This window comes from Candidatus Liberibacter brunswickensis, assembly GCF_036858155.1.
Classification (GTDB): domain Bacteria; phylum Pseudomonadota; class Alphaproteobacteria; order Rhizobiales; family Rhizobiaceae; genus Liberibacter; species Liberibacter brunswickensis.
The window spans coordinates 12,347-35,897 of the sequence record NZ_JAAEJX010000006.1 but is presented as its reverse complement, the minus strand read 5'-3'; the positions used below and the strand labels follow the sequence as shown (position 1 = coordinate 35,897).

Here is a 23,551-nt window from a genome sequence, read left to right as displayed (position 1 = left end):
TTAAGTGATGTTAAGTGTATTGGAAACATTTTTTTTTATAATATACATAATATGGATTAAAAGAGATTTGTGAAAGATGCAATAATGAAGCAATGTTTTGTTTTTAGTAGTAATATTTTTTGTTTTTTTTTTGTAGATGTAATGGGATTTATTTTATTAATGAATTGTAAAGTTGACCCTTTTTACAGTCGTATATTTTCCATTGCTATAGCATTTTTAGTAACTTGGAAACCAAACCGTTTGTTTGTATTTCTTAAATTACGGCACAGGTCTTTTCTTGAAACAATTCGTTATGGTATTATATACTGTATAGCATCTGTTTTGAATTACGCTTTATATGTGCAATTACTGCTAACTTTTAAGGGATTGTTTCCGTTATTAGCAGTTATTTTGTCATCTCTGCCTTCTATAATATTTGTTTTTTTTATGTATATTAGGTTTGTTGTTAAAGGGGGTTATTTTATAAAAAAGTAATATTTTTTTAATAATTAACATTAATGTGATATTTTTAAATAATAGGTTCATTTAAAGATGTTTATCTATTTTCATGAATTGCTAATTTGCAAGTTTTTGTAGCATGGTATATGTTTTATAAGTATTGACAATTTGGACATGAGAGCGTTACTATTTTGTCATTATCATTGATACTTTGTATTATGTGATTAGGGGCGGGATGATTCTCCGCTATTTTGTTTTTTAAAATTGGGTAGTGAGGATAGTAGTAGTTGGAAAGCACGCATGTTCTTTATAATAAATATGAACCTCGGCTTTTTGAAGAAGTGGGATTAGCTTGCGATATATCTAATTTGATTAAGCCTATTGTCGAAGAAATGGGTTTTAGGATTGTTCAAGTATCTCTGCTAGAAGGGAAAAATATTGTATTGCAGATTCTTTTAGAACGTGATGATGGAAGTATTACGTTGCGTGACTGTGAAGAATTATCTAAGGCTATATTCCCGATTATTGATATAGAGAATATAATAGATGGGCATTATAAAGTAGAGATTTCTTCTCCTGGTATAGATCGTCCAATGGTTAGGAAGTCTGATTTTATAAGATGGAATGGTTACGTTATGGAGTGTGAAGTTCGTTCATCTTCTGGTGATAAACAGAAGTTTGTTGGGAAAATTATAGGGAATAACGAGGTTGAATTTTTTCTCGAAAAAGAAAAAATAAAAGGAGAAGATGCAGATGAATTGCATATTGCTATATCATTTGCTTCACTTATTTCGGCAAGACTTGTCATCACTGATGAATTGATACGTGCTTCCTTGAATGGCTAATGCGAGTTATGATGGGTTGTAGGGAATTAAGGAGATTTTTGTATTATGGTTTCCGCAAACCGACTTGAGCTTTTGCAAATTGCAGATGCTGTTGCTTGTGAAAAATCGATAGATCGGGATGTGGTACTCTCGGTTATGGCAGATTCCATCCAGAAAGCTGCTCGTTCTCTTTATGGAACGATGTCTGACATTCGGGTTGAAATCAATCCAGAAACAGGAGATATTTCCCTGTTTCGTATGTTGGAAGTAGTAGAAGAAGTTGAAAATTATTCTTGTCAAATTTCATTGCAATTAGCCCGTGATCGTTATCCTGATATTGATATAGGAGGTTTTGTCTCTGAGCCTCTACCTCCTGCTGGATTTGGTAGATCTGCAGTTCAATCTGCCAAACAAGTGATCATTCAAAAAGTACGTGAAGCTGAACGAGATCGTCAATATCTTGAGTTTAAGGATAAGGTAGGGGAAATTGTTGGTGGTACGGTTAAGCGCGTTGAATATGGTAATGTTGTAGTTGATCTTGGTCATTCAGATGGGGTAATTCGTCGTGATGAGACAATTCCTCGGGAGAATCTTCGTCCAGGAGATCGTGTAAGAAGTTACATATATGATGTTAGACGTGAACAAAGAGGTCCTCAGGTTTTATTATCTCGTACGCATCCTCAATTTATGGTGAAATTATTCCAGATGGAAGTTCCGGAGATTTGCAATGATATTGTTCAGGTAAAAGCGGTTTCACGTGATCCTGGCTCTCGTGCAAAATTAGCGGTTTTCTCTAGTGATTCCTCTATTGATCCAGTTGGTTCTTGTGTTGGCATGCGTGGATCTCGTGTTCAGGCAGTCGTGGGAGAATTGAGAGATGAAAAAATAGATATAGTTGTATGGTCTCCTGATCCTGCAACATTTGTGATTAATTCGCTTCGTCCAGCTGTTGTTACAAAAGTGGTTTTGGATGAGGATGTTGGGCGCATTGAAGTCATTGTTCCAAAGGAACAGCTTTCTTTAGCTATCGGTCGTCGTGGTCAGAATGTACGTCTTGCTTCGCAATTAACGGGTTGGACTATTGATATTATAACTGAGGAAGAAGATTCTGTTAATCGTCAGAAAGATTTTAATGAACGTACTCAATTTTTTATGCAGGCTATTAATGTTGATGAGATGATAGCTCACCTTCTTGTTGCTGAAGGTTTTTATGATGTTGAAGAATTGGCATGTGTGAAGATTGAAGAAATAGCTTCTATTGAAGGATTTGATGAAGAGACAGCTTCTGAAATACAGGGGAGAGCTAGAGAATATCTTAATGGCTTAGATGCTGCTCTCCTATTAAAAATAAAAGATCTTGGTGTTTCGGAGGAATTATCTGATGTTCCTGGAATGAATTCCAAAATAAAGGTAGCTCTCGGGGAAAATGGAATTAAAACTATGGAAGATTTAGCAGGTTGTTCTATTGATGATTTGTTAGGTTGGAGTGATAATAAAAATGGTAGTGTTGAGACATTTGATGGATTTTTATCAAACTTAGGGCTTTTAAAAAATCAAATTGAAAGCATGATTCTCTATGCACGATACAGGATGGGGTGGATTGAAAAAGAAGAAATTTTAGATGAGGAAAGTAAAGATTTTGATTAAAGATTTATTTATTTTTCTCAGCGGTGGATTAGGGGATTATGACAGATAATAAAGATGAAAAGAAATCGAAGATAGTAGAGAAAAAGACTCTTACTCTGAAAACATCACCTCTCGGTGGGGGTAGTGCTTCATTGCAGAATAAGGGTACGAATCAGGTTCGTGCTAGATCTGTTGTAGTAGAGACACGCAAGCGTCGTTCCTATAATCAGGGAGAAGAAAAAGTATCTGTTTTCCGGAAGAATTCACGAGTTATAGATTCTTCTACTAGTAATTCTCAAGATTTATCGCAGAAAAAAACTAAGGCAAGTTTTCGAAAATCTCCTAGTTCTCAAAAAAAATCTCCGCAAAAAAATGATTATCCTTTTGGAAGATTGTCACATGATGAGATAGAAAGTCGTCGTCGTGCTCTTCATGAGGCCCAAGTGCGTGATGAGGAGTTGCGTATTAAAGAATTAGAGCAGCAATCGCTTGAAAAAACCTCTAAGAACATTGATTCTTCTACGGCACTTGATATTAATCGAGATGATGAGATCGTTTCATGTAAAAAAGAAGATTCTTGTAAAGATAGGGAAAATCTTGATATAGGTGTGTCAGAGGTTGATAATGGATTTGAGACAGGAATAGAATCCAATATTGTTTTATCTAAGGATATCATTGATAGCTCTCCATCAACTTTGGTTGATTCTGTACTTGTTAATGATAAGGCACGAAAATCCTTAGATGATAGTGTTAATAATAAATCACGAAAATCTTCAGATGATAGTAATCGTGGTAAATCTAAGGGTGGTGCGGGTAAGAATTCTCCTGCATATTCATCAAAATCTACGCTTCGTAACAAAGTGGGTGATGATGATAAAAAATACAAAAAAATTAAGATTTCTACTGTTGATGATGTTGATGAAGAGGGAGGGGGCTCAAGGAGAAGATCTCTTTCAGCGATGCGTCGTCGACAAGAAAAATTACGTAGGAATCAACGACAGGAAAAAAGAGAAAAAATTTCTCGAGACATCATAGTTGCTGAAACCATTACTATACAAGAATTGTCTCAACGTATGTCAGAACGTTCTGCTGATGTGATAAAATTTTTGATGAAAGAGGGGCAGATTATGAAGCCTGGTGATCTCATAGATGCTGATCTTTCCGAGATAATTGCTAATGAATTTGGTCATGTAGTTAAGCGTGTTTTGGATTCAGATGTCGAGTTGGGTATTTTTGATAATATAGATAGTGAAAGTGACTTAGAGGTTCGTCCTCCTGTTGTAACAATTATGGGGCACGTAGATCATGGGAAAACTACTCTTCTTGATGCTATACGCAAAGCTAATGTCGCAAAAGGGGAAGTGGGAGGAATAACCCAGCATATAGGTGCGTATCAAGTTAATTATCAAGGGAATAATATTACCTTCCTTGATACTCCAGGGCATGCTGCTTTCTATGGAATGCGTGCTCGTGGTGCCCGTGTTACAGATATTGCTGTTCTTGTTTTAGCTGCAGATGAGGAAATAATGCCTCAAGCTATCGAATCTATTAATCATGCTAAATCTTCTGAGGTTTCAATTATCGTTGCTATTAATAAGGTTGATAAACCAGGTGCAGATACGCAAAAAGTTCGTATGAACTTGTTAAAATATGATATTTTTGTTGAAAGTATGGGTGGAGAAATTCTGGATGTTGAAATTTCTGCTAAAAACAATCTTAATTTAGATAAATTACTTTCTGCTATTCTTTTGCAAGCGGAAATGCTAAGTTTGAGAGCTGGTATCAATCGTAAGGCAGAAGGGGTTGTAATTGAAGGCAATCTTGATCGTGGGAGAGGTCCAGTTGTTACTGTTTTAGTTCAAAAAGGTACATTAAGTAGAGGAAATATTTTAGTTGTAGGCGATCAGTGGGGCAAGATTAGGGCTTTATTTGATGATAAAAGGAATAGTATTTCAAAAGCTGTTCCATCTATGCCTGTTGAGATTCTTGGTTTGCAAGGGATGCCGATGGCTGGAGATAAATTTGTTGTCGTTGATAGTGAGAATCGTGCTCGGGAAATTTCTCAATATAGACAGCGTGTATCACGTAACAAGTCTATGGCACGAAGATTGGGTTCACGAAGTCCGTTCGAGAAGTTTATGAGGGATGCAAATATATCATCTAAAACTAAGGAGTTTTCTGTTATTATAAAAGGTGATGTTCAAGGTTCTGTAGAGGCTATTGTTGATTCTTTGATTAAGTTAAAGACTAAGGAAGTTTGTGTTTCTGTTGTTCATTCTAGCGTTGGGGCGATTAATGAAACTGATGTGTCGTTGGCTAAAGCTTCTAATGCTATTGTTTTTGGTTTCAATGTTCGTGCAAGCTCTCAAGCGCGGACGATTGCTGCAAGAGATGGAATAAAAATACTTCATTATAATATAATTTATGATCTTCTCGATTCAATAAAAGATTTTATGTCAAGTTTATTGCCTCCAGAAATTAGAGAGACGTTTTTAGGAAATGCTGAGGTGTTGGAAGTTTTTTCTGTTACTAAGTTAGGAAATGTGGCTGGATGTAAAATATTAGAAGGCAAGGTTGAGCGTGGATCAGGTGTACGTTTAGTACGTAATGGAACTGTTATGTATGAAGGAAAACTTAAAACACTTAAGCGTTTTAAAGATGAGGTTTCAGAAGTTAATATGGGACAAGACTGTGGTATGGCTTTTGACAAATATGATAATATACAAGTTGGTGATATGATTGAATGTTTTAATATAGAGCATATAAAGCGTTCTCTTTAGTGATTTATATCTTGTTTATAAGAAGTTAAGTAATTTGGGGGGATATGTTGTTTTGAAAGATAGGAGTTCAAGATCTTCTAGACGTGCTTTACGTGTTGGAGAGGAAATTCGTGCTGCCTTGATGTGGATTATATTCAAAAATGAATTCCTAGATGATTTAATTAATAGAGATGTTATATCTATTTCAGAAGTATGTATGTCGATTGATTTAAGGGTTGCTACAGTATATGTTTCCTTGCCACTAGATGTTTCTTCTGATAAGATTATTTCTGCTTTAAATCGTAACGTTAAGTTTATTCGATTCCATATTAGTAAATCTCTTAAAAAATTGAGATATACGCCGGAATTTCGTTTTAAATATGATACATCGTTGCAGAATTATTGGAAACTTGATAAGTTGATTTGTTCTTCGAAAACATCTTCCGTGGAACTTGAAAAGTAATCATATTTTTGAGTGATTAGCGTGTTTTCCTTGATAAAGTAGTTTTCTATTAGATGGAAAAAGATTAATAAATCAATAAGTGTTATTAATTTGTTTTTTAAAAAGCGGGAATAATTATATTCTCGTTTTATATATGTCTTAATAAGGGGTGTTTATGTCAATAACTTTGGAACGTAAAAGAGAACTTATAAATGAATATGCTTTGTCAGCTAATGATACTGGTTCTCCGGAAGTTCAGATTGCGGTTTGTAGCGAAAGAATAGCTAATCTTACAGAGCATTTTAAGAATGCTAAAAAAGATGTAGATTCTAAAATGGGGCTTAGTAGATTAATTTCTTTAAGAAGTTCTCTTTTAAAGTATCTTGAAAGAGAATATGTAGATAGATACAAAAAGATAGTTAAAAGTCTTAAACTTCGGCGATAATTTTTTATATTTTACTGTATATTTGATTTTAGCAATATTTTGTATCATTAATGAATACATTTTGGCTGTTTTCTCTTATTAAGATATCATATATTAATAAGATTAGTTATTTTCTTTTTACAAAGTTTTTTACGTTTTTCTTAAAAAAAAGATGTTGTTCTGTTGGGTGTTATTGATAATTAAGGATGTGTAATATGTTTGATGTGCATACAGTTGAAATTGAGTGGGCTGGTCGTCCGCTTAAGTTAGAAACCGGTAGAATTGCACGAAATTCTGATGGATCTGTTTTAGCAACTTATGGGGAGACTATTGTTTTAGCCACTGTTGTTTTCGATAGGTCACTTAAAGAGGATCAAGATTTTTTCCCTTTTACCGTTAATTATCAAGAAAGAACATATGCTGTTGGTAAAATTCCAGGAGGATATTTAAGACGAGAATCACGTCCTACTGAACATGAAATTTTGATTTCTCGTATGATTGATCGTTCTATTAGGCCTTTGTTTTCGAAGAATTTCAAACATGAAACACAGTTAATAATTAATGTTATTCAGCATGATTTGGAAAATAGTTCTAATGTTGTGAGTATGATAGCAGCATCTGCTGCTTTAATGTTATCAGGGTTGCCATTTGAAGGTCCTGTCGTAGGTGCTCAAGTAGATTATATTGATGGAAAATATATTTTGAATCCACCTTTAGATGGAGAGAAAGGATCCCTTGATCTTTTTGTTTCAGGTACTCAAGATGCTGTTCTTATGGTTGAATTAGAGGCTAAGCAATTATCAGAAGATGTGGTGCTTGATGCTATTATGTTTGGTCATGATAAATGTAAGCCTGTTATTAAAGCTATTTCCAAGCTTGCAAAGATGTGTCCAAAAGATCCAATAACCGTAAATTCAAAAGATTTATCACAACTAGAAGAGGAAATGTCTCAGATGATTGAGGCAGATCTTAAAGTTTATTGTTTTGTGATTGAAAAATCTAAGCGTTGTAAATTGATTGATGAACTTAAAGAAAAAGTGATTTCTCATTTTTGTAGTGAAAATTTTTCTTGGAGCGAAAGGGAAATTATTTCTTTATTTGAAGATATTCAGGCTAAGATTATTCGTGCTGGTATTATGGAAACTAGTATTCGTATGGATGGACGCGATGTTGATAAGGTGCGTGATATTAGTTCGCAAGTTGGTCTTCTACAGCGGACGCATGGTTCAGCACTCTTTTCTAGAGGCAATACTCAGGCGATGGTAGTTGTCACTCTTGGAACAAGAGAAGATGAGCAATATGTAGATTCTTTGGCTGGAACACAGAGAAATGATTTCATGATGCACTATAACTTTTTCCCTTTTGCTGTACGAGAAGTTGGTAGAATTGGAGCTCCTAATCGGCGTGAAATTGGTCATGGTAGATTGGCAAGGCGTGCTATTCACCCTATTTTGCCGCAGGCCTCACAGTTTCCTTATACTATACGTATAGTATCTGAAATCACTGAATCTGATGGTTCTTCTTCAATGGCGACGGTATGTGGATCATCATTAGCGTTAATGGATGCTGGAGTTCCTATATCTAAGCCAATTGCTGGAATAGCTATGGGACTCGTGAAAGAAGGTGATCAATTTGTTGTTTTGTCTGATATATCGGGAGATGAAGATCATTTTGGTCATATGGACTTCAAAGTTGCAGGAACAGATTCTGGTATTACTGCAATGCAAATGGATATGAAAATAGGGGGAATCTCCAAAGAAATTATGATGACTGCTTTGCAGCAAGCGAAAAAGGGTCGTCTTCATATTCTTGATGAAATGTCAGATGTCTTATCAGAAAGCCGGTTACAGCTTGGTGAATTTACTCCACGTGTTGAAATTATGTCTATTCCGCAAGATCAAATACGAAATGTAATTGGCATGGGAGGAAAAGTTATACGTGGTATAGTTGAACAGACCGGTGCAAAGGTTAGTATAGATGATGATGGTACTATAAAAATAGCATCTTCTTCTCTTTCAGAAATAGAAGCAGCTCGTGAAATGATTCGCTCCATAACGGATGTCCCAGAAATTAATAAGATTTATAAAGGAACTGTAGTGAAAGTTATGGATTTTGGGGCTTTCGTGCATTTTTGTGGTGCACGTGATGGGCTTGTTCATATATCTCAACTTTCTACAGAAAGGGTTTCTAAAACAAGTGATGTTGTTAAAGAAGGTGATGTTGTGTGGGTAAAATTATTGAGTTTTGATGACCGTGGAAAAATTAAATTATCTATGAAGGTTGTTGATCAAAATACAGGACAACTTATTGCTTAATTGTTATTATTGCTTTGGTTTTTTGAATCTTATTTCAACTTATTTATATATAGATATGTTGGAATTGGAATAATTTCTTTTGTATAAAGTATTAGGTTTATCTATTCATTTCTATTAAAAATTTTATTTTTTTTATTAAAATAAATTTTTGATTTAATATATAAAAATTAAATGATTTATAATATATTTTATGTTTCTTATTGTATTTTTAAGTAGAAAATATTGTTATATATTAAGTATAGATTATTATAGATATTAAGGGTATATAAAGTAATAAGTGATTTTTCATAAAATATTTTAATAGAGACTATTTTTTTGAAAAATTATAGAATAATAGTTCTATTTTTATCATTATAAGAAGTATTTTTAGATTTTGTTATTGTTAAGCATTTTATTGATATAACTTTTTAAATTAAAAAGATATGTGATAGTATTCATAATTGTAGATGAAAATTATTTTTCTTTTTATTTAAATCTGGGTGTGTATCTTCCTTGATTCATGTTTTGCTGTGTCATACGTAGAGAAGATATATGCCATACAAATAGAGGGGTAGCTTTATATATGGATGATGATACTATTTTTGATAGTTCTGATAAATTCCTTGAATTGACTGTTGATATAGTTGCCGCATATGTGGGTAACCATGTTGTTCCTATGGATGATATCGGGGGGCTTATTACGGATGTACACTCTGCTCTTAAGGGAATAACTTCTAGTTCTCCTTGTCAAGATAGTGTGCAACCTGAAAGGCTTAAACCAGCCGTTCCAATACGTAAATCTATAGAAGATGGTTGTCTGTATTGTTTAGAAGATGGAATGCAATTCAAGTCTTTAAAACGTCATTTGAAGACACATCATAATATGACTCCTGATGAGTATCGTATTAAATGGAATTTATCTAGTGATTATCCAATGGTTTCTAGGGAATATGCGACTACCCGTTCTAAACTTGCTAAGAATATGGGTCTTGGACGCGGTCGTAGAAATCGTGTGTCAAATTCTAAGATATAAAGTAAAATACTTTTTATATTTAGGTATCTATCTCAAAAATTATTTTCGTCGTGAACAATAAAAAAACATCAAAGGATTGGGTCTGTTTTTTTATATATATCATTGAAATATAAAAATGAAATTTTACTCTTTTAGCATAAAAAAATTTAATTTTATTTATTGGTATCTATAAACCAGTTATACAAAAATTTTTCATATATGCATGTTAAATCTTCAAGATCTTGGATAGATGTGTTTTCATCTACAGCATGCATTGTTTTTCCTACAAGTCCAAATTCGATTACGGGACAATAATTTTTTATAAAACGTGCATCAGATGTTCCTCCAGAAGTAGAGAGCATAGGGGTTTTCTCTGTAACATTATAAATGCTTTTGCTTAATATAGATATTAGTTTTTTATCATTTGTTAAAAAAACGGGAGAAACAGGAGATAAAAAATGTACACTATGAGATAGTTTTGGTACACTCTCGATTCCCTTTGTTATACGAATTTTAATTTCTTCTTTTAATGTTTCTTCATTCCATAACTTGTTAAAGCGTACGTTAAAAGATATTTTTACTTGTGCGGGGATTAAATTTTTCGTGTAGTTTCCTACGTCTATTGTTGTTACTTCTAAATTTGTTGGGATAAAAGCATCATTGCCAGAATCGAATTTTATATTAGTTAATTGATGTAATAATGGTATAAGTCCTCTTATGGGATTCTCTGTTAAATGTGGATATGCTACATGGCCTTGTTTTCCATGAATTGTGATTTCTCCTGAAAGGCTTCCTCGGCGTCCTATTTTTATTGTATCACCTAATATGTTTGTGCATGTTGGCTCTCCTACTATACATGCATCCCACTTTTCTCCTTTTTTTTTGATCCATGAAAGCATCTTTCTTGTTCCATTTATTGCAGGTCCTTCTTCATCTGAGGTAAGTAACATTGAAATAGATCCGAAATTTTTGTGTTTTGTAATAAAACGAGAAATAGCAGCTATAAAACAAGCTATACTGCCTTTCATATCAACAGTTCCGCGTCCATATATTCTATTTTCTATAATGGTGGCAGAAAAAGGCGAATGTTTCCAATGATTCAAATTGCCAGGAGGTACAACATCTACATGTCCAGCAAACATTAAATGGGGTTTTTTTGTTCCAAAACGAGCATAAAGATTTTTAACTACTTGAGTTTTTTCTGTTTGAAAATATTTTTCTTCAATAACAAAACCAAGTGGTTTTAAAGCATTTATTAATATGGAAATTGCTCCTTCATCTTTTGGAGTTATCGAAGGGCATTCTATTAATTTTATGAGATATGTCAGGTAATTTTGGGACATTATGCAAAAATGTTAAATATTATTAATAATCTCGTAATAATGTATTTATACTGGTCTTAGATCTAGTTTTCTCATCTACTTTTTTAATGATAACTGCGCAATAGATATTTGGTTCCACTATATTTTTTTTCAAACTTTTCCCTTGATAACTTCCTGGAACAACGACAGAATATGGAGGTACTTCACCATAAGTAATTATCCCAGTATTACGGTCTATAATTTTGGTGGATTTTCCAATAAACACTCCCATTCCAAGAACAGATCCTTCACGAATTATACATCCTTCTACTATTTCGGAACGAGCTCCAATGAAACAGTTGTCTTCTACAATAGTTGGGCCTGCTTGAATTGGCTCAAGTACTCCACCGATTCCAACTCCTCCTGAAATATGGACATTTTTCCCAATTTGAGCACAGGATCCTATTGTTGCCCAGGCATCTATCATGCTTCCTTCATCAATATAGGCACCTACATTAATAAAAGATGGCATCAATACAGTTCTAGGAGCTATATATGAGGAATGACGAACTATAGTTCCGGGAACTGTACGAAAGTTATGTTTTTCAAAATCTTGTTGTGTCCATTTTTCAAATTTTCCAGGTATTTTATCCCACCATGTCGAATATCCATTCCCGTTAGAAATTATTTCTGTAGAGTTAATTTGGAAAGATAACAAAATAGTTTTTTTTATCCATTGATGTGTTGTCCAGTGACCGTTATTCAGTGATGCAACTCGTATAATGCCTTTATCTAATAGATTCAAAGTAGATTGGACGGCATCTTTTACATCTTTAGGGATTGAATGATTTTTAGAATTACTATTTTCAAAGAAAGAATTTATTGTATTCTCTAATTGAATAATGTGAATTTTATTCATAGGAAATTCTCCATCAAGAAATAAAAGTTGTATCAAAAAATTTAAGATAAAGGTTTAAAATATTAAAAGAAAGTACCTTTTAGCAACAACATTTGTCATTTTTATCACTCACTGTTTCTTGAGAAGTTTGCAGTTCTTTACGAATCTTTTTTGCATTAAGCTCTAAATTTTCCAGAGTTTCTGTTTTTTGTGCTGAGTGCATGTTACTACCGAGCAGTATACCGTCTCCCTTTTTGCATGGAATGATATGAAAATGCAAATGTGGAATTGTTTGTCCAGCAGAATTTCCATTGAATTGCAAAATCTGAATTCCATCTGCTTGCAATGATTTCTTGCAAGCTATCGCAATTTTTTTTACAACGAGTATTATATGTGAAAGAATACTTGTAGGAGCTTCAAAAATATCTATTATACGAGATTTTGGAATAACTAATACATGTCCAGGATTATGGGGCATAATATCCATTATAGCAATTAATATTTCGTCTTCATATACTCGACATGCGTTTATTTCATTGCGTATGATTTTGATGAAAATATTTTTATCATCGTACTTAACTGAACATTTTTCTTTCATAAATTTATGTCCCTTGAAAGCACATGATTCTAACGAATTTATCTTAGCTTTTATTTTGCTAAACTTGATCTTCTAAAGGCATACCATATACACCATAACATTTTATTATCTTTCTGAAAAGAGAAAAGGTTTTTAAATCTTCATGTTTACGATATTAAGAAAAAAATTAAGCAATTTATAACAATGTCAAGGGATTATCTTGATTTTATATTGAGTCGAGTGTATCTCATATTAAGTATTATATATTTCGCACGCAAAAGTAAGTAGTTAACTTAGTTGACAACTTTTCCGGTGGCATGATGTTTGGGCATCTTGATTCACGTTTTGCGGAGGACAAACCGGATAACAAAGGATTTTTTTATTATGGCTATTCCAAAGTTTACTATACAACAATTACTAGAGGCAGGAGTACAATTTGGTCATAGGGATTTTTTATGGAATCCTAAGATGGGAAATTATATCTTTTGTAAGCGTAATGGCACGCATATTATAGACCTTTCTCAGACAATGCCTATGCTTTATAAGGCTTTGCAAGTTGTTTCTGATACTGTAGCACGAGGTGGTCGTATTCTATTTGTAGCTACAAAGCCTCAGGCTTCTGATTGTGTTATGGAAGCTGCTAAACGTTCTGCACAGTATTGTGTAAATTCTAAGTGGTTGGGTGGAATGATTACCAATTGGAAGACTGTCTCTCAATCCATTCAGACATTAAGAAATTTAGATGATACCCTAAATAAAGAAAACCATGGATTTACCAAAAAAGAACGTTTGAATATTGAACGTCATCGTGACAAGCTAAAAAGGGCTTTAGATGGTATTCGTGATATGGGAGGATTGCCTGATTTGATGTTTATAATAGACACAAATCGAGAGAAGCTTGCTATTAAAGAGGCTCGTCGCTTACGTATACCTATAGTGGCGGTAGTCGATACCAATAGCGATCCTGATTTGATAGATTATGTTATCCCAGGGAACGATGATTCTTCGAGATCTATTGCGTTGTTTTGCGATCTTGTAGCTTCAGCTGCTATTGATGGTATTGCTCGACAACATAGTTATATGGGTGGAGATACTAAGTCTTCAGATAATCCTGAAGTACATTTAGAAAAAGAAGATGTACAAGAATCTAAAGATTTAGAATTTGATAATAATAAAGAAGTTTATGTTGTGCCTGAATTAGTAGATTGATGTATTAGGAGAATTATTTTTGATGATTAAAATAGATGCTATTGCTGTAAAACAGTTGCGTGATAAAACTGGTGCTGGAATTATGGATTGCAAGAATGCGTTGCTGGAAGCTAAAGGTGATAGTAAGTTGGCAACTGAAATTTTAAATTCTAAAGGGGCAGTAGCAGCTAAAAAAAGAGAAGATAGGAATCCTTTAGAGGGTGTTGTAGGAATTGCTCGAGATGGTTTTGAAAAATCAGCTATTGTAGAGGTCAATGTTGAGACTGATAGTCTGGCACAAAACGCTGATTTTAAAAGTCTTGTTTCCAAGATTGCAAAGGTTACTCTTTCAACAGATGGTTCTTTAAGTAATGTTCTTGCAGAGCCATTCGACCATAGTGGAGTTACTGTAGAGGATAAAATTAATAATTTTATTGCTATTACTGGGGAGTGCATTAAATTGAGGAGAGCTGCTGTTCTTTGTGCTCCAGGAGGTGTTATATCATCTTATGTTCACCCTTCTCCTTCTGATGATTTAGGTAAGATTGGTGTTCTTGTGGCTCTACAGTCTTCTGCAAAAGATAAGAAAGCTATTTGTTCTATAGGAGATCAGATAGCACTACATATAGCTTTAGCTTGTCCGTCTGTAATTTCTGTGCAAATGCTTGATTCTGCTATTGTTGCTAAGCAACGAGCTCATTACATGACACAGGCTCTTGATGCTGGTAAATCTGGCAATATAGTTGAAAGGATAGTAGATGGAAAAATGAATAATTTCTTTAAGCAAATTGTTCTTACGCATCAAGATTTTGTAGTTGATACTTCTATGACTGTATCAGACTTTTTAAAAGCATCTGAGAAATCAGTTGGTGCTTCTATTAAGGTTATTGGTATGATGCATTTTATTATGGGTGAAGAAGCAAAAGATTAATAGGTAAAATAAATGACCTTTTGTGTTTTTATTATTTTAAATTTTAGTTAGAGAGAAGTGATTGTCTGATTTACCTTATAAACGTATTCTTTTAAAAGTTTCAGGTGAGGCTCTTGCTGGGAATTCAGATTTTGGAATTGATATGGATTCTGTTAATAGGATATCTAATGATATAGCGGAAGTGCATTCGAAGGGTATTGAAATTGGAGTTGTTATAGGTGGAGGTAATATCTTTAGAGGAAGTAAAATTGTTTCTGAAAATTATCAATTATATGAACGATCTACGTTTGATTCTATGGGTATGTTGTCAACAGTTATAAATGCTTTGTCTTTGGATCTTGCTTTACGTAAAGCTAAAGTGCCTACTATTATTATGTCTTCTATATTTATGCCTCAAATTTGTGAGGTTTTTTCATGTAGAAATGCTATGTCGTATCTTTCTCAAAATAAGGTAGTTATATTTGCTGGAGGGACTGGTAACTCTTGTTTGACGACTGATTCAGCAGCTTCATTAAGGGCAAGCGAAATAGGTGCTGATGTAATTTTAAAGGGGACACAAGTAGATGGCGTATATTCTGCGGATCCTCACGTAAATTCTTCTTCTACTCGTTTTGATAGTTTGACGTACAATCAATTTCTTGAGAAAGATTTGAAAGTTATGGATTTTTCGTCTATTATTTTGGCTCGTGATTTTTCTATCCCCATTATTGTATTCTCTATTCATAGTAAAGGGGGAATTCTAAAGGTTTTATATGGATTGGAGAGTAGTACTATTATTTCTGAGGGATAGCTTCTTGTCTGTTTTAGTAATGTGTTTGGAAGGTAAATATGAATCAAGTAGTTGATTTAAAAAACATCAAAGATCGTATGGATGATGCTATTTCTTTTTTGAAGAAAGATATTATGGCTTTGCGTACTGGGAGAGTTTCTCCTTCTATGCTTGATTTAGTAAAAGTTGAGGCGTATGGCTCACATCTTCCTCTTAACCAAGTAGCTAACGTTACATTATCAGAGCCTCGTATGCTTGTAGTATCTGTTTGGGATAAGGAAATGGTTGCATCTGTAGAGCGTGGAATTCATGAATCTAATCTTGGTTTAAATCCAATCGTTGAAGGTCAAATTATGAGGGTGCCTATTCCCGAAACAACTGAAGAAAGGCGTCTTGAGCTTGTAAAGGTGGCTCAGAATCATGCTGAAAAAAGTAAAATTTCTGTTCGAAATATCCGTCGTGATGGTATGGATCATTTAAAGAAATCTAAAAAGTCTGGAAAAACCAGCGAAGATGAAGCAATGATTTTAGAAAATGAGATCCAGAAAATTACAGATAGCGCAATACAAAATATAGATTCTTTTTTTGAAGAGAAAAAAAAGGAGATTGTGAGGTTTTGAATTTTTTAGAAATATTCTGATTCTTTAGGTGGTTATTCGTATGACGTCCTCATTAGTTCCCGATCATATTGGTATCATTATGGATGGTAATGGGCGTTGGGCGTTAGCTCGCGGCCTTCCACGTTATGCTGGGCATCGTAAAGGTATGGAAGTATGCAGTGAGATAGTAGTTGCGGCTGCTGAGATAGGTGTTAAAAATCTTACAATTTTTGCTTTTTCTGCCAATAATTGGTGCAGGCCTAATTCAGAAATTGATGAATTGATCAAATTGACTAAAGTTTTTGTTAAAAAAGGATTTGATGTTTTTAAAGAAAATAATATAAGAGTTCGTGTTATTGGAAGTCGTGTAGGTCTTAGTGATGATGTTTTTTGTTTATTGCAAGATGTTGAAGATAGAACTAAGTGTAATACAGGGCTAAAGTTATTTATTGCGTTTAATTATAGTTCTCGAGAAGAGATTTCTCGTGCCATAAAAAATATTTTAAGTGATGTAGAATCTGGTGTTGTGAGTTCTCATGATATAAATAGTATTTTAATTGCCAAGTATTTAGATACGTATGATGTTCCTGATCCAGATCTCATTATTCGTACTGGTGGTGAAAAGCGTTTGTCTGATTTTTTGCTTTGGCAAGCAGCTTATTCTGAATTTATTTTTCTAAAAGAATATTGGCCTGATTTCTCTAGAGAATTGTTTTTTTATGCAGTAAATCAATATAATCTTCGTGATAGACGATTTGGTGGTTTGTCTAAAAAGGGATAGTTTTTATTTGAATGTCAAAAGAGCTTAGATTGAGAATTATTACTGGATTTACGATTGCGTGTGGTTTTATCCTAATTTCTTTGATAGGAGGCATGTGGTTTCGTCTTTTGGCTATAGTAATGGGTTTGTGTATTTATTACGAATGGACCAATATTACTGGTTCAATATCTTTAAGCTTTTATGAAAAAAATCTGAGATTTTTTTCTTTTTTCATTATATGCTTTATGATATTTATGGGTTTTTTAAAGATATCTTTTTTCCTTTTAATGCTTTATTCTTTTATAGATTGGGTGATTTCAATTAGAAAAAATAGAATTTTTTGGCATTCTCTAGGAATTATATACTCTGTATTACCATCAATATCGCTTACTTATCTTCGTGGTGATAACGCTAAAGGACTTTTTATAGTACTTTTTATTTTGTCTGTAGTATGGGCGACTGATGTTTTCGCATACTTTATTGGACGTTTTATAGGTGGTCCTAAAATATCTTCTAAAATATCTCCTAGTAAAACTTGGTCTGGATCTATTGGAGGAGTTATATCTTCCGTTAGTGTAGGCATGGTTGTTTTTTCTATTTTCTATCCTAATTGTTTTCAACTATCACTTATACTTTCCATGATGATATCTATATCTTGTCAATTGGGAGATCTTTTTGAATCTTATGTTAAAAGGTGTTTTGGTGTTAAACATTCAGGTTGGTTTTTGCCAGGACATGGTGGTGTAATGGATAGGTTTGATGGATTGATTTTTTCTTGTTTGCTTATGTCTGTTATTTCTTTTTTAGAAATAGGCATGGATTGTACAAGCGTTCTTACAAAATAGTATGATTAGTATGGATTAAAGAGATAGGATATAAGGAATATATTATGTTTGGATTAGATTATTTTTTATTATATATAATATCTTTTTCAATTATCGTTGTTATGCATGAATTTGGACATTATTTAGCAGCACGTTTATGTAATGTAAGAGTCCTATCTTTTTCTGTTGGATTTGGTCCAGAGATTTTTGGAATAAATAGTAGTTCTGGTGTTCGGTGGAAGATTTCTCCCATTCCTTTAGGTGGATACGTTGCTTTTTCAGAAGATGATAATGATCGGCGTTCTTTTGTTCGTGCTCCACCTTGGAAAAAAATTATAATTGTATTGGCTGGCCCTTTTATAAATTACGTTATGGCTATTTTGTTTTTTTCGTTTTTTTTCTATAAAATGGTTATAATAGAGCCTATTGTGTTTAACGTTTCTCCTGATAGTCCTGCTGCTATTTCTGGTATTAAGTCTGGAGATCGGATATTATCCATCAATGGAAGGGTTGTATCATCATTTGAAGATATTTCTTCTTATATAAGTAGCAGAAATTCGTTGCGAGAGATGGATATTGTATTACGTCGCGAAAATGTTGGAATGTTAAATGTAAAGGTAACACCTCACATTAAAGTTTTTATTGATAAGTTTGGAGTAAGTCATAAAATTCCGTCAATTGGAATTTTTTTTAGTTCTGATAAGGGATTTCGTAATAGAACGGTTTTGCAGTCCTTGTTAAAGGGATTAAATGAAGTCATTTCAGTTACGAGGAAAGCTTTCAGTCTATTAGTTAATATTTTTTCCGGTGATATGCGATCTAATCAAATATCTGGGCCAGTAGGTATAGCAAAGATTGCGAAAAACTTTGCTGATAATGGTTTTACCTCTTATATAAGATTCTTGGCTATTTTTTCTTGGGCTACAGGTTTTATGAATTTATTTCCTATCCCTATTCTAGATGGTGGCAATCTTATAATTTTTCTTCTTGAGATGATAAGGGGAAAGCCTCTTAAAGATTCTACTTCAAGAGCTATTACAAGAATTGGAATGTTTATGATTTTATTTTTATTTTTTTTAGGTATTAGAAATGATATTTATGATTTAATGAACTGGTAAAAACCTAGAGAATGAATTATTCTATGGATATTTAGGAGTAATAAGTGCAGAAAGGTACAAAAGATTTTTTCAGTGCTAAGAGGTTATTTGGGCAATATTTTCCAAAGTATTTACTAGGATTTTTTGTTCTTTTTTATACTGGCATCACCGTTTCTGTGGTACATGGATCAAATTCATCTGTTGTTAATCGTATTGATATTCGTGGTGCTGTGAATGTAAATAAACAGATTATTCTATCTCGTATCCCTATAGTTGTAGGAAAAACTTTTTCTAAAGAAGACTTAGATTCTTCTTTAAGGAATGTTTATGATATGGGTTATTTTTCTGACGTAAAAATAAAGTTAGAAAATTCCGTTCTTGTTATATATTTAAAAGAGAAAAAAATTATAAATCATTTTTTTTTAAATGGGAATAATAATTTAAAAGATGATCAGTTAAGAAGAATAATATATTCTCGAGATTCTGCTGCATATGATGAAGATAATGTTAATTCTGATGTTCGTATAATAAAGAAAGCATATGCATCTATAGGGTATTTGAATGCTGTAGTAAATGTACATCGTCATTCAATTTCCCCGACGATGCTTAATTTGACTTATGCTATCGAAGAGGGTATCAAAACAAAGATAAATTCAATTAGATTTGTAGGTAATAAAAGTTATTCTAATGTTAGATTGGAGAGAATTATCTCTCTTAGAACATCTGGTTACCTTTCCTTTGGTGGTACAGATGTTTATAGTAAAGAACAAGTAAGTTTCGATGAGGAATCTATTAGAAATTTCTATTACAATAGAGGGTATGCAGCAGTTAAGGTATCTTCTAGGGTTTTGTTTGATAAAGAAAAGAATAGTTATGATTTGATTTTTGATATTGATGAAGGCGGAATTTATAGATTTGGAAATGTTGATATTCGATCTACTTTGCAATCGTTTAGTAATAATATTATTTCTCCATTAATTAAAACAAAATTTGGTAAGTTTTATGATCCACGGAAGATTGAAGAAACCACTGAAAATATTGCAAAATATTTATTTTATAAGGGAAAATCTTTTGTTCACACAAGTTCGAGGATTAATCGAGATTTTGCAAAAAGAATAGTGGATATTGAATACATTGTTGAGCAAGATTCTCCTCACTATATAGAACGTATAGAAATCGAAGGGAATAATCAATCGCATGATTCTATAATTCGTCGTGAACTTGATTTTAGTGAAGGAGATCCAATTAGTCCTTTTATGATTGAGTCTGCTAAACGTCGTATCATGGCAACTGGTTATTTTTCTAGAGTTGATATTTTAAAATTATCAACAAGTGTACCTGATCGCGTTGTCTTGAGGGTTAGAGTAGAGCAGTTAAGTTCTGGTTCTTTAGGTTTATCAGGTAATTATGAAGTAAAAAAAGGTGCAGGGATAGAAGGATATATTGCTGATAATAATTTCTTTGGGCGTGGATATAAATCTCGTATATCGTTGGGTTTGGGAAATTCTCAATTAAGAAACTATGTATTTAGTTTTGAGAATCCTTATTTTTTAGGTAGTCGTGTGTCTGCTGGGTTTGATATTAAAAAATCCAGTTTTATAGAAAATGCTCTTTCTATAGGGAATAGATCTGATTCTGTACATATTACTTTTCCTGTTACTGAAAGAATATCGACAACTTTTGGTTATGATCGTAGGGTTATAAATTATAGTGATCCTATAGGACAGATTTCTGATATAGAAAAAACATTGTTAAATCATAGAGAATTCAGGGGTCATTCTATATCTCAAGGTATTATGTATAGTACTTTAGATAATCGTATGATGCCACGTGAAGGTGTGTTGATGGCATCTTTATATGATTATGCAGGTTTTGGAGGAGATTCTAAGTACCATAGAATCAAATATAAAGCTTCGTCTTTTTATACCCTATCAGATAATTACGATGTTATCGGTTCTTTGAAATTTGGATATGGATGTATTATTCCTATTAATAAAAATTTACAAATGTTCGATCAGCTTTCGATAGATTATGATGATTTGAGGGGATTTGCAGATAGAGGAATAGGTCCGCGTGTAAATGGATTTGCAATTGGAGGTAAAGTTTATTTTTCTGCTAGTGCATCAGTTAGTTTTCCTATGCCTTTTATTCCTACACGGGTTGGTCTACGGAGTTCTTTTTTTGTTGATTCTGCTACTCTTTATGGAAACCATTTTCATCAAGGTATTGGTAATAACAGAATAAATGGAAATGATTCTTTCTTGCGTTTTTCTACTGGTGCAGAAATATCATGGGACTCTCCGTTGGGCATAATAAGTGTTTATTATGGGATACCGCTACGCAAACAACCATATGACAGTGTTATGAGGTTTGGTCTTCATCTCGGGAGTCGTTTTATATGAATTTATCAGTGATTTGAAAATGAAAGGTTTTTTTTTGAGTGCATAGATTGAATTTTTTTTCATCTCATCAGGAGATCTCTTTGATGGACTTGGCGGTGAAAATCGGGGCATCGCTTTCAGATGAAAATTTAGGTGAAATTATGGTTTCTTCAATTTCTTCTGTTGCGCGTGCATTGCCAGGAGATATTTCTTATGTTAAGTCAAGTAAGTTTCTTAGTGGTATTGATGAATGCAATGCGTCTGCAATAATTTGTAGCGAAGATATTAAGCAATTTATCCCTAAGCATATACTTTGTTTGTTGTCAGATAATCCAGAAGTTTCCTTTGCAATCGCTGGATCTGTTTTATATCCACATGCAATGAGGGTGGAAGATGAATCTTCTTTTGTAGGGATAAGTCCACAGGCATTTTTAGGAAAAGATGTAAGGCTTGAAGATGAAGTTGTGATTTCTCCAATGGCTGTAATATGTTCTGGTGTTGAGATTGGGCGTGGAACATATGTTGGTCCAGGAGCTGTTATAGGTGCTAATGTTAGGATCGGACGAAATTGTAGTATTGGTGCTGGTTCTAGTATTTATTCATCTTTAATTGGTAATAGTGTTATTTTGCATTCTGGTGTAAGAATAGGGAATGATGGTTTTGGATACGCACGTGATGTTTCGAATATACATAAAATAGTTCATGTTGGTCGTGTAATTATTCAGGATAAGGTTGAAATTGGTGCCAATAGTGCAATTGATCGCGGGACAATGGATGATACTATAATTGGCGAAAATACTAAGATTGATAATCAGGTACAAATCGGACATAATGTCCATGTGGGTTCTGGATGTATTATTATTAGCCAAGTTGGAATTGCTGGATCTACTGATATTGGCGATAACGTATTGATAGCAGGGCAATGTGGTATTGTAGGACATATTAAAATAGTTGATAACGTGCAAATTGCTGCTAAAAGTGGGGTCGTTAAAGATATTCTTATAGAGGGAAAATATGGTGGTATTCCAGCTCGTCCTATAGCGGAATATCTTCGTCATATGGTTATGTTGAGTAAACCTAGTAAGTATTTTAGTTATAGAATAAAGGGGTAAAATGATCGATGAATCTGCACGTTTAGATGCAAAAGATATTGTTGAATTAATGAGGCTTCTACCCCATAGGTATCCTTTTTTACTTATTGATAAGATAGTTAGCATTCAACAAGATGAATTTGCTATAGGGATAAAGAACGTTACTTTTAATGAACCTCATTTCATGGGTCATTTCCCAGGACGCCCCGTTATGCCTGGAATTCTGATCATTGAAGGTATGGCGCAGACAGCAGGTGCTATTTGTGCTTTTCATAATGGTTTTGATAAGCATGATCCTGCATACTTGATGTCAATTGATAAAGCTCGTTTTCGTAAACCAGTTATTCCAGGGGATCGTTTGGAATTTCATGTGCGTAAAATCCGTAATCGTATTGACCTTTGGAAATTTCGGTGTTTCGCGAAAGTTGAAGATATAGTTGTAGCTGAAGCAGAGATTTGTGCTATGGTTATGCGTAAGAAAAAAAGTAAAAAATGAGTCGTGTTGGCAATAATACTACTATTCATCCTCTAGCACTAGTTGAAGAGGGGGCTTCTATTGGTGAGTATAGTTTTGTAGGCCCATTTTGTAGAATAGGATCTGAAGTTGAAATTGGTATTGGTGTTGAATTAATCTCACATTCTGTAATAACAGGGAAAACTAGAATTGGTGATTTTACAAAAATTTTTCCTATGGCAGTTTTAGGTGGAGATACTCAAAGTAGGTATCATAGTTTTATTGGTACAGAGTTACTAATCGGTAAAAAATGTGTGATTAGGGAAGGTGTAACTATAAACAGAGGCACTGCTGAGTATGGTGGTAAAACTGTTATAGGTGATGGTAATTTCTTTTTGGCTAATTCGCATGTTGGTCATGATTGTAAGCTTGGAAGCAGTATAGTTTTATCTAATAATGTAATGCTTGCAGGACATGTTACTGTTGACGATGGAGTGGTTTTTGGGGGAGGTGCGGCTGTTCATCAATTTGTTCATATTGGAAAATATGCCTTTATTGGTGGAATTTCAGGTGTTACTTATGATGTTACGCCTTATGGTATGTTGAGTGGGAATCCAGGAGTAATTAGGGGGATTAATATTGTAGCAATGAGACGTGCTGGTTTTAGTAGAAACACTATACATCTCGTTCGGTCTGTATATAAACATATTTTTCAACAAGGTGATTCTATATACAGTAATGCAGAGACTATTCGAAAACAAAACTACAATTCGCCTGAAGTTTTGGATATAGTAGACTTTATTTTGTCTGATCGCAAGCGTCCTCTTTCTATTTGGGAACGTTCGAGAAAATAGGATTATAT

General features: G+C 33.5%; 22 protein-coding genes. 19 read left to right on the top strand and 3 right to left on the bottom strand.

The window, feature by feature from the left end; all coding sequences use genetic code 11:
- Nucleotides 1–84 precede the first annotated feature (84 nt).
- From GY664_RS02380 to GY664_RS02345, 8 genes are all read left to right on the top strand, one after another.
- Nucleotides 85–474 (top strand): GtrA family protein, encoded by a 390-nt coding sequence (locus tag GY664_RS02380; RefSeq protein ID WP_333947862.1) that lies wholly within the window; start codon nucleotides 85–87, stop codon nucleotides 472–474.
- A 251-nt stretch (nucleotides 475–725) separates the two neighbouring features.
- Complete coding sequence (rimP, locus tag GY664_RS02375) at nucleotides 726–1,283, top strand: ribosome maturation factor RimP (protein WP_333947861.1); 558 nt, start codon at nucleotides 726–728, stop codon at nucleotides 1,281–1,283.
- A gap of 42 nt (nucleotides 1,284–1,325) precedes the next feature.
- Nucleotides 1,326–2,909, top strand: coding sequence for a transcription termination factor NusA (nusA, locus tag GY664_RS02370; protein WP_333947902.1), 1,584 nt, complete (start codon nucleotides 1,326–1,328; stop codon nucleotides 2,907–2,909).
- A 38-nt stretch (nucleotides 2,910–2,947) separates the two neighbouring features.
- Nucleotides 2,948–5,668, top strand: a complete 2,721-nt coding sequence (gene infB, locus GY664_RS02365; RefSeq protein ID WP_333947860.1) for a translation initiation factor IF-2 — start codon at nucleotides 2,948–2,950, stop codon at nucleotides 5,666–5,668.
- A 52-nt stretch (nucleotides 5,669–5,720) separates the two neighbouring features.
- A complete protein-coding gene (rbfA, locus tag GY664_RS02360) occupies nucleotides 5,721–6,110 on the top strand; it encodes a 30S ribosome-binding factor RbfA (protein WP_333947858.1) in 390 nt (129 codons plus the stop codon).
- Nucleotides 6,111–6,264: 154 nt separating this feature from the next.
- Nucleotides 6,265–6,534 carry a 30S ribosomal protein S15 gene (rpsO, locus tag GY664_RS02355; RefSeq protein ID WP_333947857.1) on the top strand — a complete coding sequence of 90 codons (270 nt, stop codon included), beginning with the start codon at nucleotides 6,265–6,267 and terminating at the stop codon, nucleotides 6,532–6,534.
- Between the two features lie 194 nt (nucleotides 6,535–6,728).
- Nucleotides 6,729–8,828 (top strand): polyribonucleotide nucleotidyltransferase, encoded by a 2,100-nt coding sequence (gene pnp / locus GY664_RS02350; protein ID WP_333947855.1) that lies wholly within the window; start codon nucleotides 6,729–6,731, stop codon nucleotides 8,826–8,828.
- 562 nt (nucleotides 8,829–9,390) lie between these two features.
- Nucleotides 9,391–9,840 carry a MucR family transcriptional regulator gene (locus tag GY664_RS02345; RefSeq protein ID WP_333947854.1) on the top strand — a complete coding sequence of 150 codons (450 nt, stop codon included), beginning with the start codon at nucleotides 9,391–9,393 and terminating at the stop codon, nucleotides 9,838–9,840.
- A 152-nt stretch (nucleotides 9,841–9,992) separates the two neighbouring features.
- On the opposite strand, the gene dapE is transcribed toward GY664_RS02345, so the two are convergent.
- From dapE to GY664_RS02330, 3 genes are all read right to left on the bottom strand, one after another.
- Nucleotides 9,993–11,165 (bottom strand): succinyl-diaminopimelate desuccinylase, encoded by a 1,173-nt coding sequence (gene dapE / locus GY664_RS02340; RefSeq protein ID WP_408612122.1) that lies wholly within the window; start codon nucleotides 11,163–11,165, stop codon nucleotides 9,993–9,995.
- 19 nt (nucleotides 11,166–11,184) lie between these two features.
- Complete coding sequence (dapD, locus tag GY664_RS02335; protein ID WP_333947851.1) at nucleotides 11,185–12,039, bottom strand: 2,3,4,5-tetrahydropyridine-2,6-dicarboxylate N-succinyltransferase; 855 nt, start codon at nucleotides 12,037–12,039, stop codon at nucleotides 11,185–11,187.
- A gap of 79 nt (nucleotides 12,040–12,118) precedes the next feature.
- On the bottom strand, nucleotides 12,119–12,616 hold the full coding sequence (locus tag GY664_RS02330; protein WP_333947850.1) for an HIT family protein: 498 nt from the start codon (nucleotides 12,614–12,616) through the stop codon (nucleotides 12,119–12,121).
- 363 nt (nucleotides 12,617–12,979) lie between these two features.
- Between GY664_RS02330 and rpsB the strand changes: the two genes are divergently transcribed.
- The 11 genes from rpsB (at nucleotide 12,980) to lpxA (ending at nucleotide 23,543) form a co-directional block, all read left to right on the top strand.
- Nucleotides 12,980–13,804 (top strand): 30S ribosomal protein S2, encoded by an 825-nt coding sequence (gene rpsB, locus GY664_RS02325; RefSeq protein ID WP_333947849.1) that lies wholly within the window; start codon nucleotides 12,980–12,982, stop codon nucleotides 13,802–13,804.
- 22 nt (nucleotides 13,805–13,826) lie between these two features.
- Nucleotides 13,827–14,714: a translation elongation factor Ts gene (gene tsf, locus GY664_RS02320; protein WP_333947848.1), complete on the top strand. Its 888-nt coding sequence runs from the start codon at nucleotides 13,827–13,829 to the stop codon at nucleotides 14,712–14,714.
- A gap of 61 nt (nucleotides 14,715–14,775) precedes the next feature.
- A complete protein-coding gene (gene pyrH / locus GY664_RS02315) occupies nucleotides 14,776–15,504 on the top strand; it encodes a UMP kinase (RefSeq protein ID WP_333947847.1) in 729 nt (242 codons plus the stop codon).
- Nucleotides 15,505–15,542: 38 nt separating this feature from the next.
- Nucleotides 15,543–16,103: a ribosome recycling factor gene (gene frr, locus GY664_RS02310; protein WP_333947846.1), complete on the top strand. Its 561-nt coding sequence runs from the start codon at nucleotides 15,543–15,545 to the stop codon at nucleotides 16,101–16,103.
- A 40-nt stretch (nucleotides 16,104–16,143) separates the two neighbouring features.
- Complete coding sequence (gene uppS, locus GY664_RS02305) at nucleotides 16,144–16,863, top strand: polyprenyl diphosphate synthase (RefSeq protein ID WP_333947845.1); 720 nt, start codon at nucleotides 16,144–16,146, stop codon at nucleotides 16,861–16,863.
- Between the two features lie 11 nt (nucleotides 16,864–16,874).
- On the top strand, nucleotides 16,875–17,687 hold the full coding sequence (locus GY664_RS02300) for a phosphatidate cytidylyltransferase (protein WP_333947844.1): 813 nt from the start codon (nucleotides 16,875–16,877) through the stop codon (nucleotides 17,685–17,687).
- 44 nt (nucleotides 17,688–17,731) lie between these two features.
- Nucleotides 17,732–18,784 carry an RIP metalloprotease RseP gene (gene rseP, locus GY664_RS02295; RefSeq protein ID WP_333947842.1) on the top strand — a complete coding sequence of 351 codons (1,053 nt, stop codon included), beginning with the start codon at nucleotides 17,732–17,734 and terminating at the stop codon, nucleotides 18,782–18,784.
- 44 nt (nucleotides 18,785–18,828) lie between these two features.
- Nucleotides 18,829–21,165, top strand: coding sequence for an outer membrane protein assembly factor BamA (bamA, locus tag GY664_RS02290; protein ID WP_333947841.1), 2,337 nt, complete (start codon nucleotides 18,829–18,831; stop codon nucleotides 21,163–21,165).
- Nucleotides 21,166–21,203: 38 nt separating this feature from the next.
- Complete coding sequence (gene lpxD / locus GY664_RS02285; protein WP_408612121.1) at nucleotides 21,204–22,256, top strand: UDP-3-O-(3-hydroxymyristoyl)glucosamine N-acyltransferase; 1,053 nt, start codon at nucleotides 21,204–21,206, stop codon at nucleotides 22,254–22,256.
- A 1-nt stretch (nucleotide 22,257) separates the two neighbouring features.
- The gene (fabZ, locus tag GY664_RS02280; RefSeq protein ID WP_333947840.1) at nucleotides 22,258–22,731 is read left to right on the top strand and encodes a 3-hydroxyacyl-ACP dehydratase FabZ; all 474 of its coding nucleotides are present in this window, start codon (nucleotides 22,258–22,260) and stop codon (nucleotides 22,729–22,731) included.
- On the top strand, nucleotides 22,728–23,543 hold the full coding sequence (gene lpxA, locus GY664_RS02275; protein ID WP_333947839.1) for an acyl-ACP--UDP-N-acetylglucosamine O-acyltransferase: 816 nt from the start codon (nucleotides 22,728–22,730) through the stop codon (nucleotides 23,541–23,543). The genes fabZ and lpxA overlap by 4 nt, the downstream gene beginning before the upstream one ends.
- The last annotated feature ends 8 nt before the right edge of the window (nucleotides 23,544–23,551 follow it).

Bases quoted from the DNA above. Each gene is read 5' to 3' on its own strand.
- GY664_RS02380 (WP_333947862.1), top strand. From the start codon at position 85: ATGAAGCAATGTTTTGTTTTTAGTAGTAATATTTTTTGTTTTTTTTTT.
- infB (WP_333947860.1), top strand. From the start codon at position 2,948: ATGACAGATAATAAAGATGAAAAGAAATCGAAGATAGTAGAGAAAAAG.
- rpsO (WP_333947857.1), top strand. From the start codon at position 6,265: ATGTCAATAACTTTGGAACGTAAAAGAGAACTTATAAATGAATATGCT.
- pnp (WP_333947855.1), top strand. From the start codon at position 6,729: ATGTTTGATGTGCATACAGTTGAAATTGAGTGGGCTGGTCGTCCGCTT.
- GY664_RS02345 (WP_333947854.1), top strand. From the start codon at position 9,391: ATGGATGATGATACTATTTTTGATAGTTCTGATAAATTCCTTGAATTG.
- dapD (WP_333947851.1), bottom strand. From the start codon at position 12,039: ATGAATAAAATTCACATTATTCAATTAGAGAATACAATAAATTCTTTC.
- GY664_RS02330 (WP_333947850.1), bottom strand. From the start codon at position 12,616: ATGAAAGAAAAATGTTCAGTTAAGTACGATGATAAAAATATTTTCATC.
- rpsB (WP_333947849.1), top strand. From the start codon at position 12,980: ATGGCTATTCCAAAGTTTACTATACAACAATTACTAGAGGCAGGAGTA.
- tsf (WP_333947848.1), top strand. From the start codon at position 13,827: ATGATTAAAATAGATGCTATTGCTGTAAAACAGTTGCGTGATAAAACT.
- frr (WP_333947846.1), top strand. From the start codon at position 15,543: ATGAATCAAGTAGTTGATTTAAAAAACATCAAAGATCGTATGGATGAT.
- uppS (WP_333947845.1), top strand. From the start codon at position 16,144: ATGACGTCCTCATTAGTTCCCGATCATATTGGTATCATTATGGATGGT.
- GY664_RS02300 (WP_333947844.1), top strand. From the start codon at position 16,875: ATGTCAAAAGAGCTTAGATTGAGAATTATTACTGGATTTACGATTGCG.
- rseP (WP_333947842.1), top strand. From the start codon at position 17,732: ATGTTTGGATTAGATTATTTTTTATTATATATAATATCTTTTTCAATT.
- fabZ (WP_333947840.1), top strand. From the start codon at position 22,258: ATGATCGATGAATCTGCACGTTTAGATGCAAAAGATATTGTTGAATTA.
- lpxA (WP_333947839.1), top strand. From the start codon at position 22,728: ATGAGTCGTGTTGGCAATAATACTACTATTCATCCTCTAGCACTAGTT.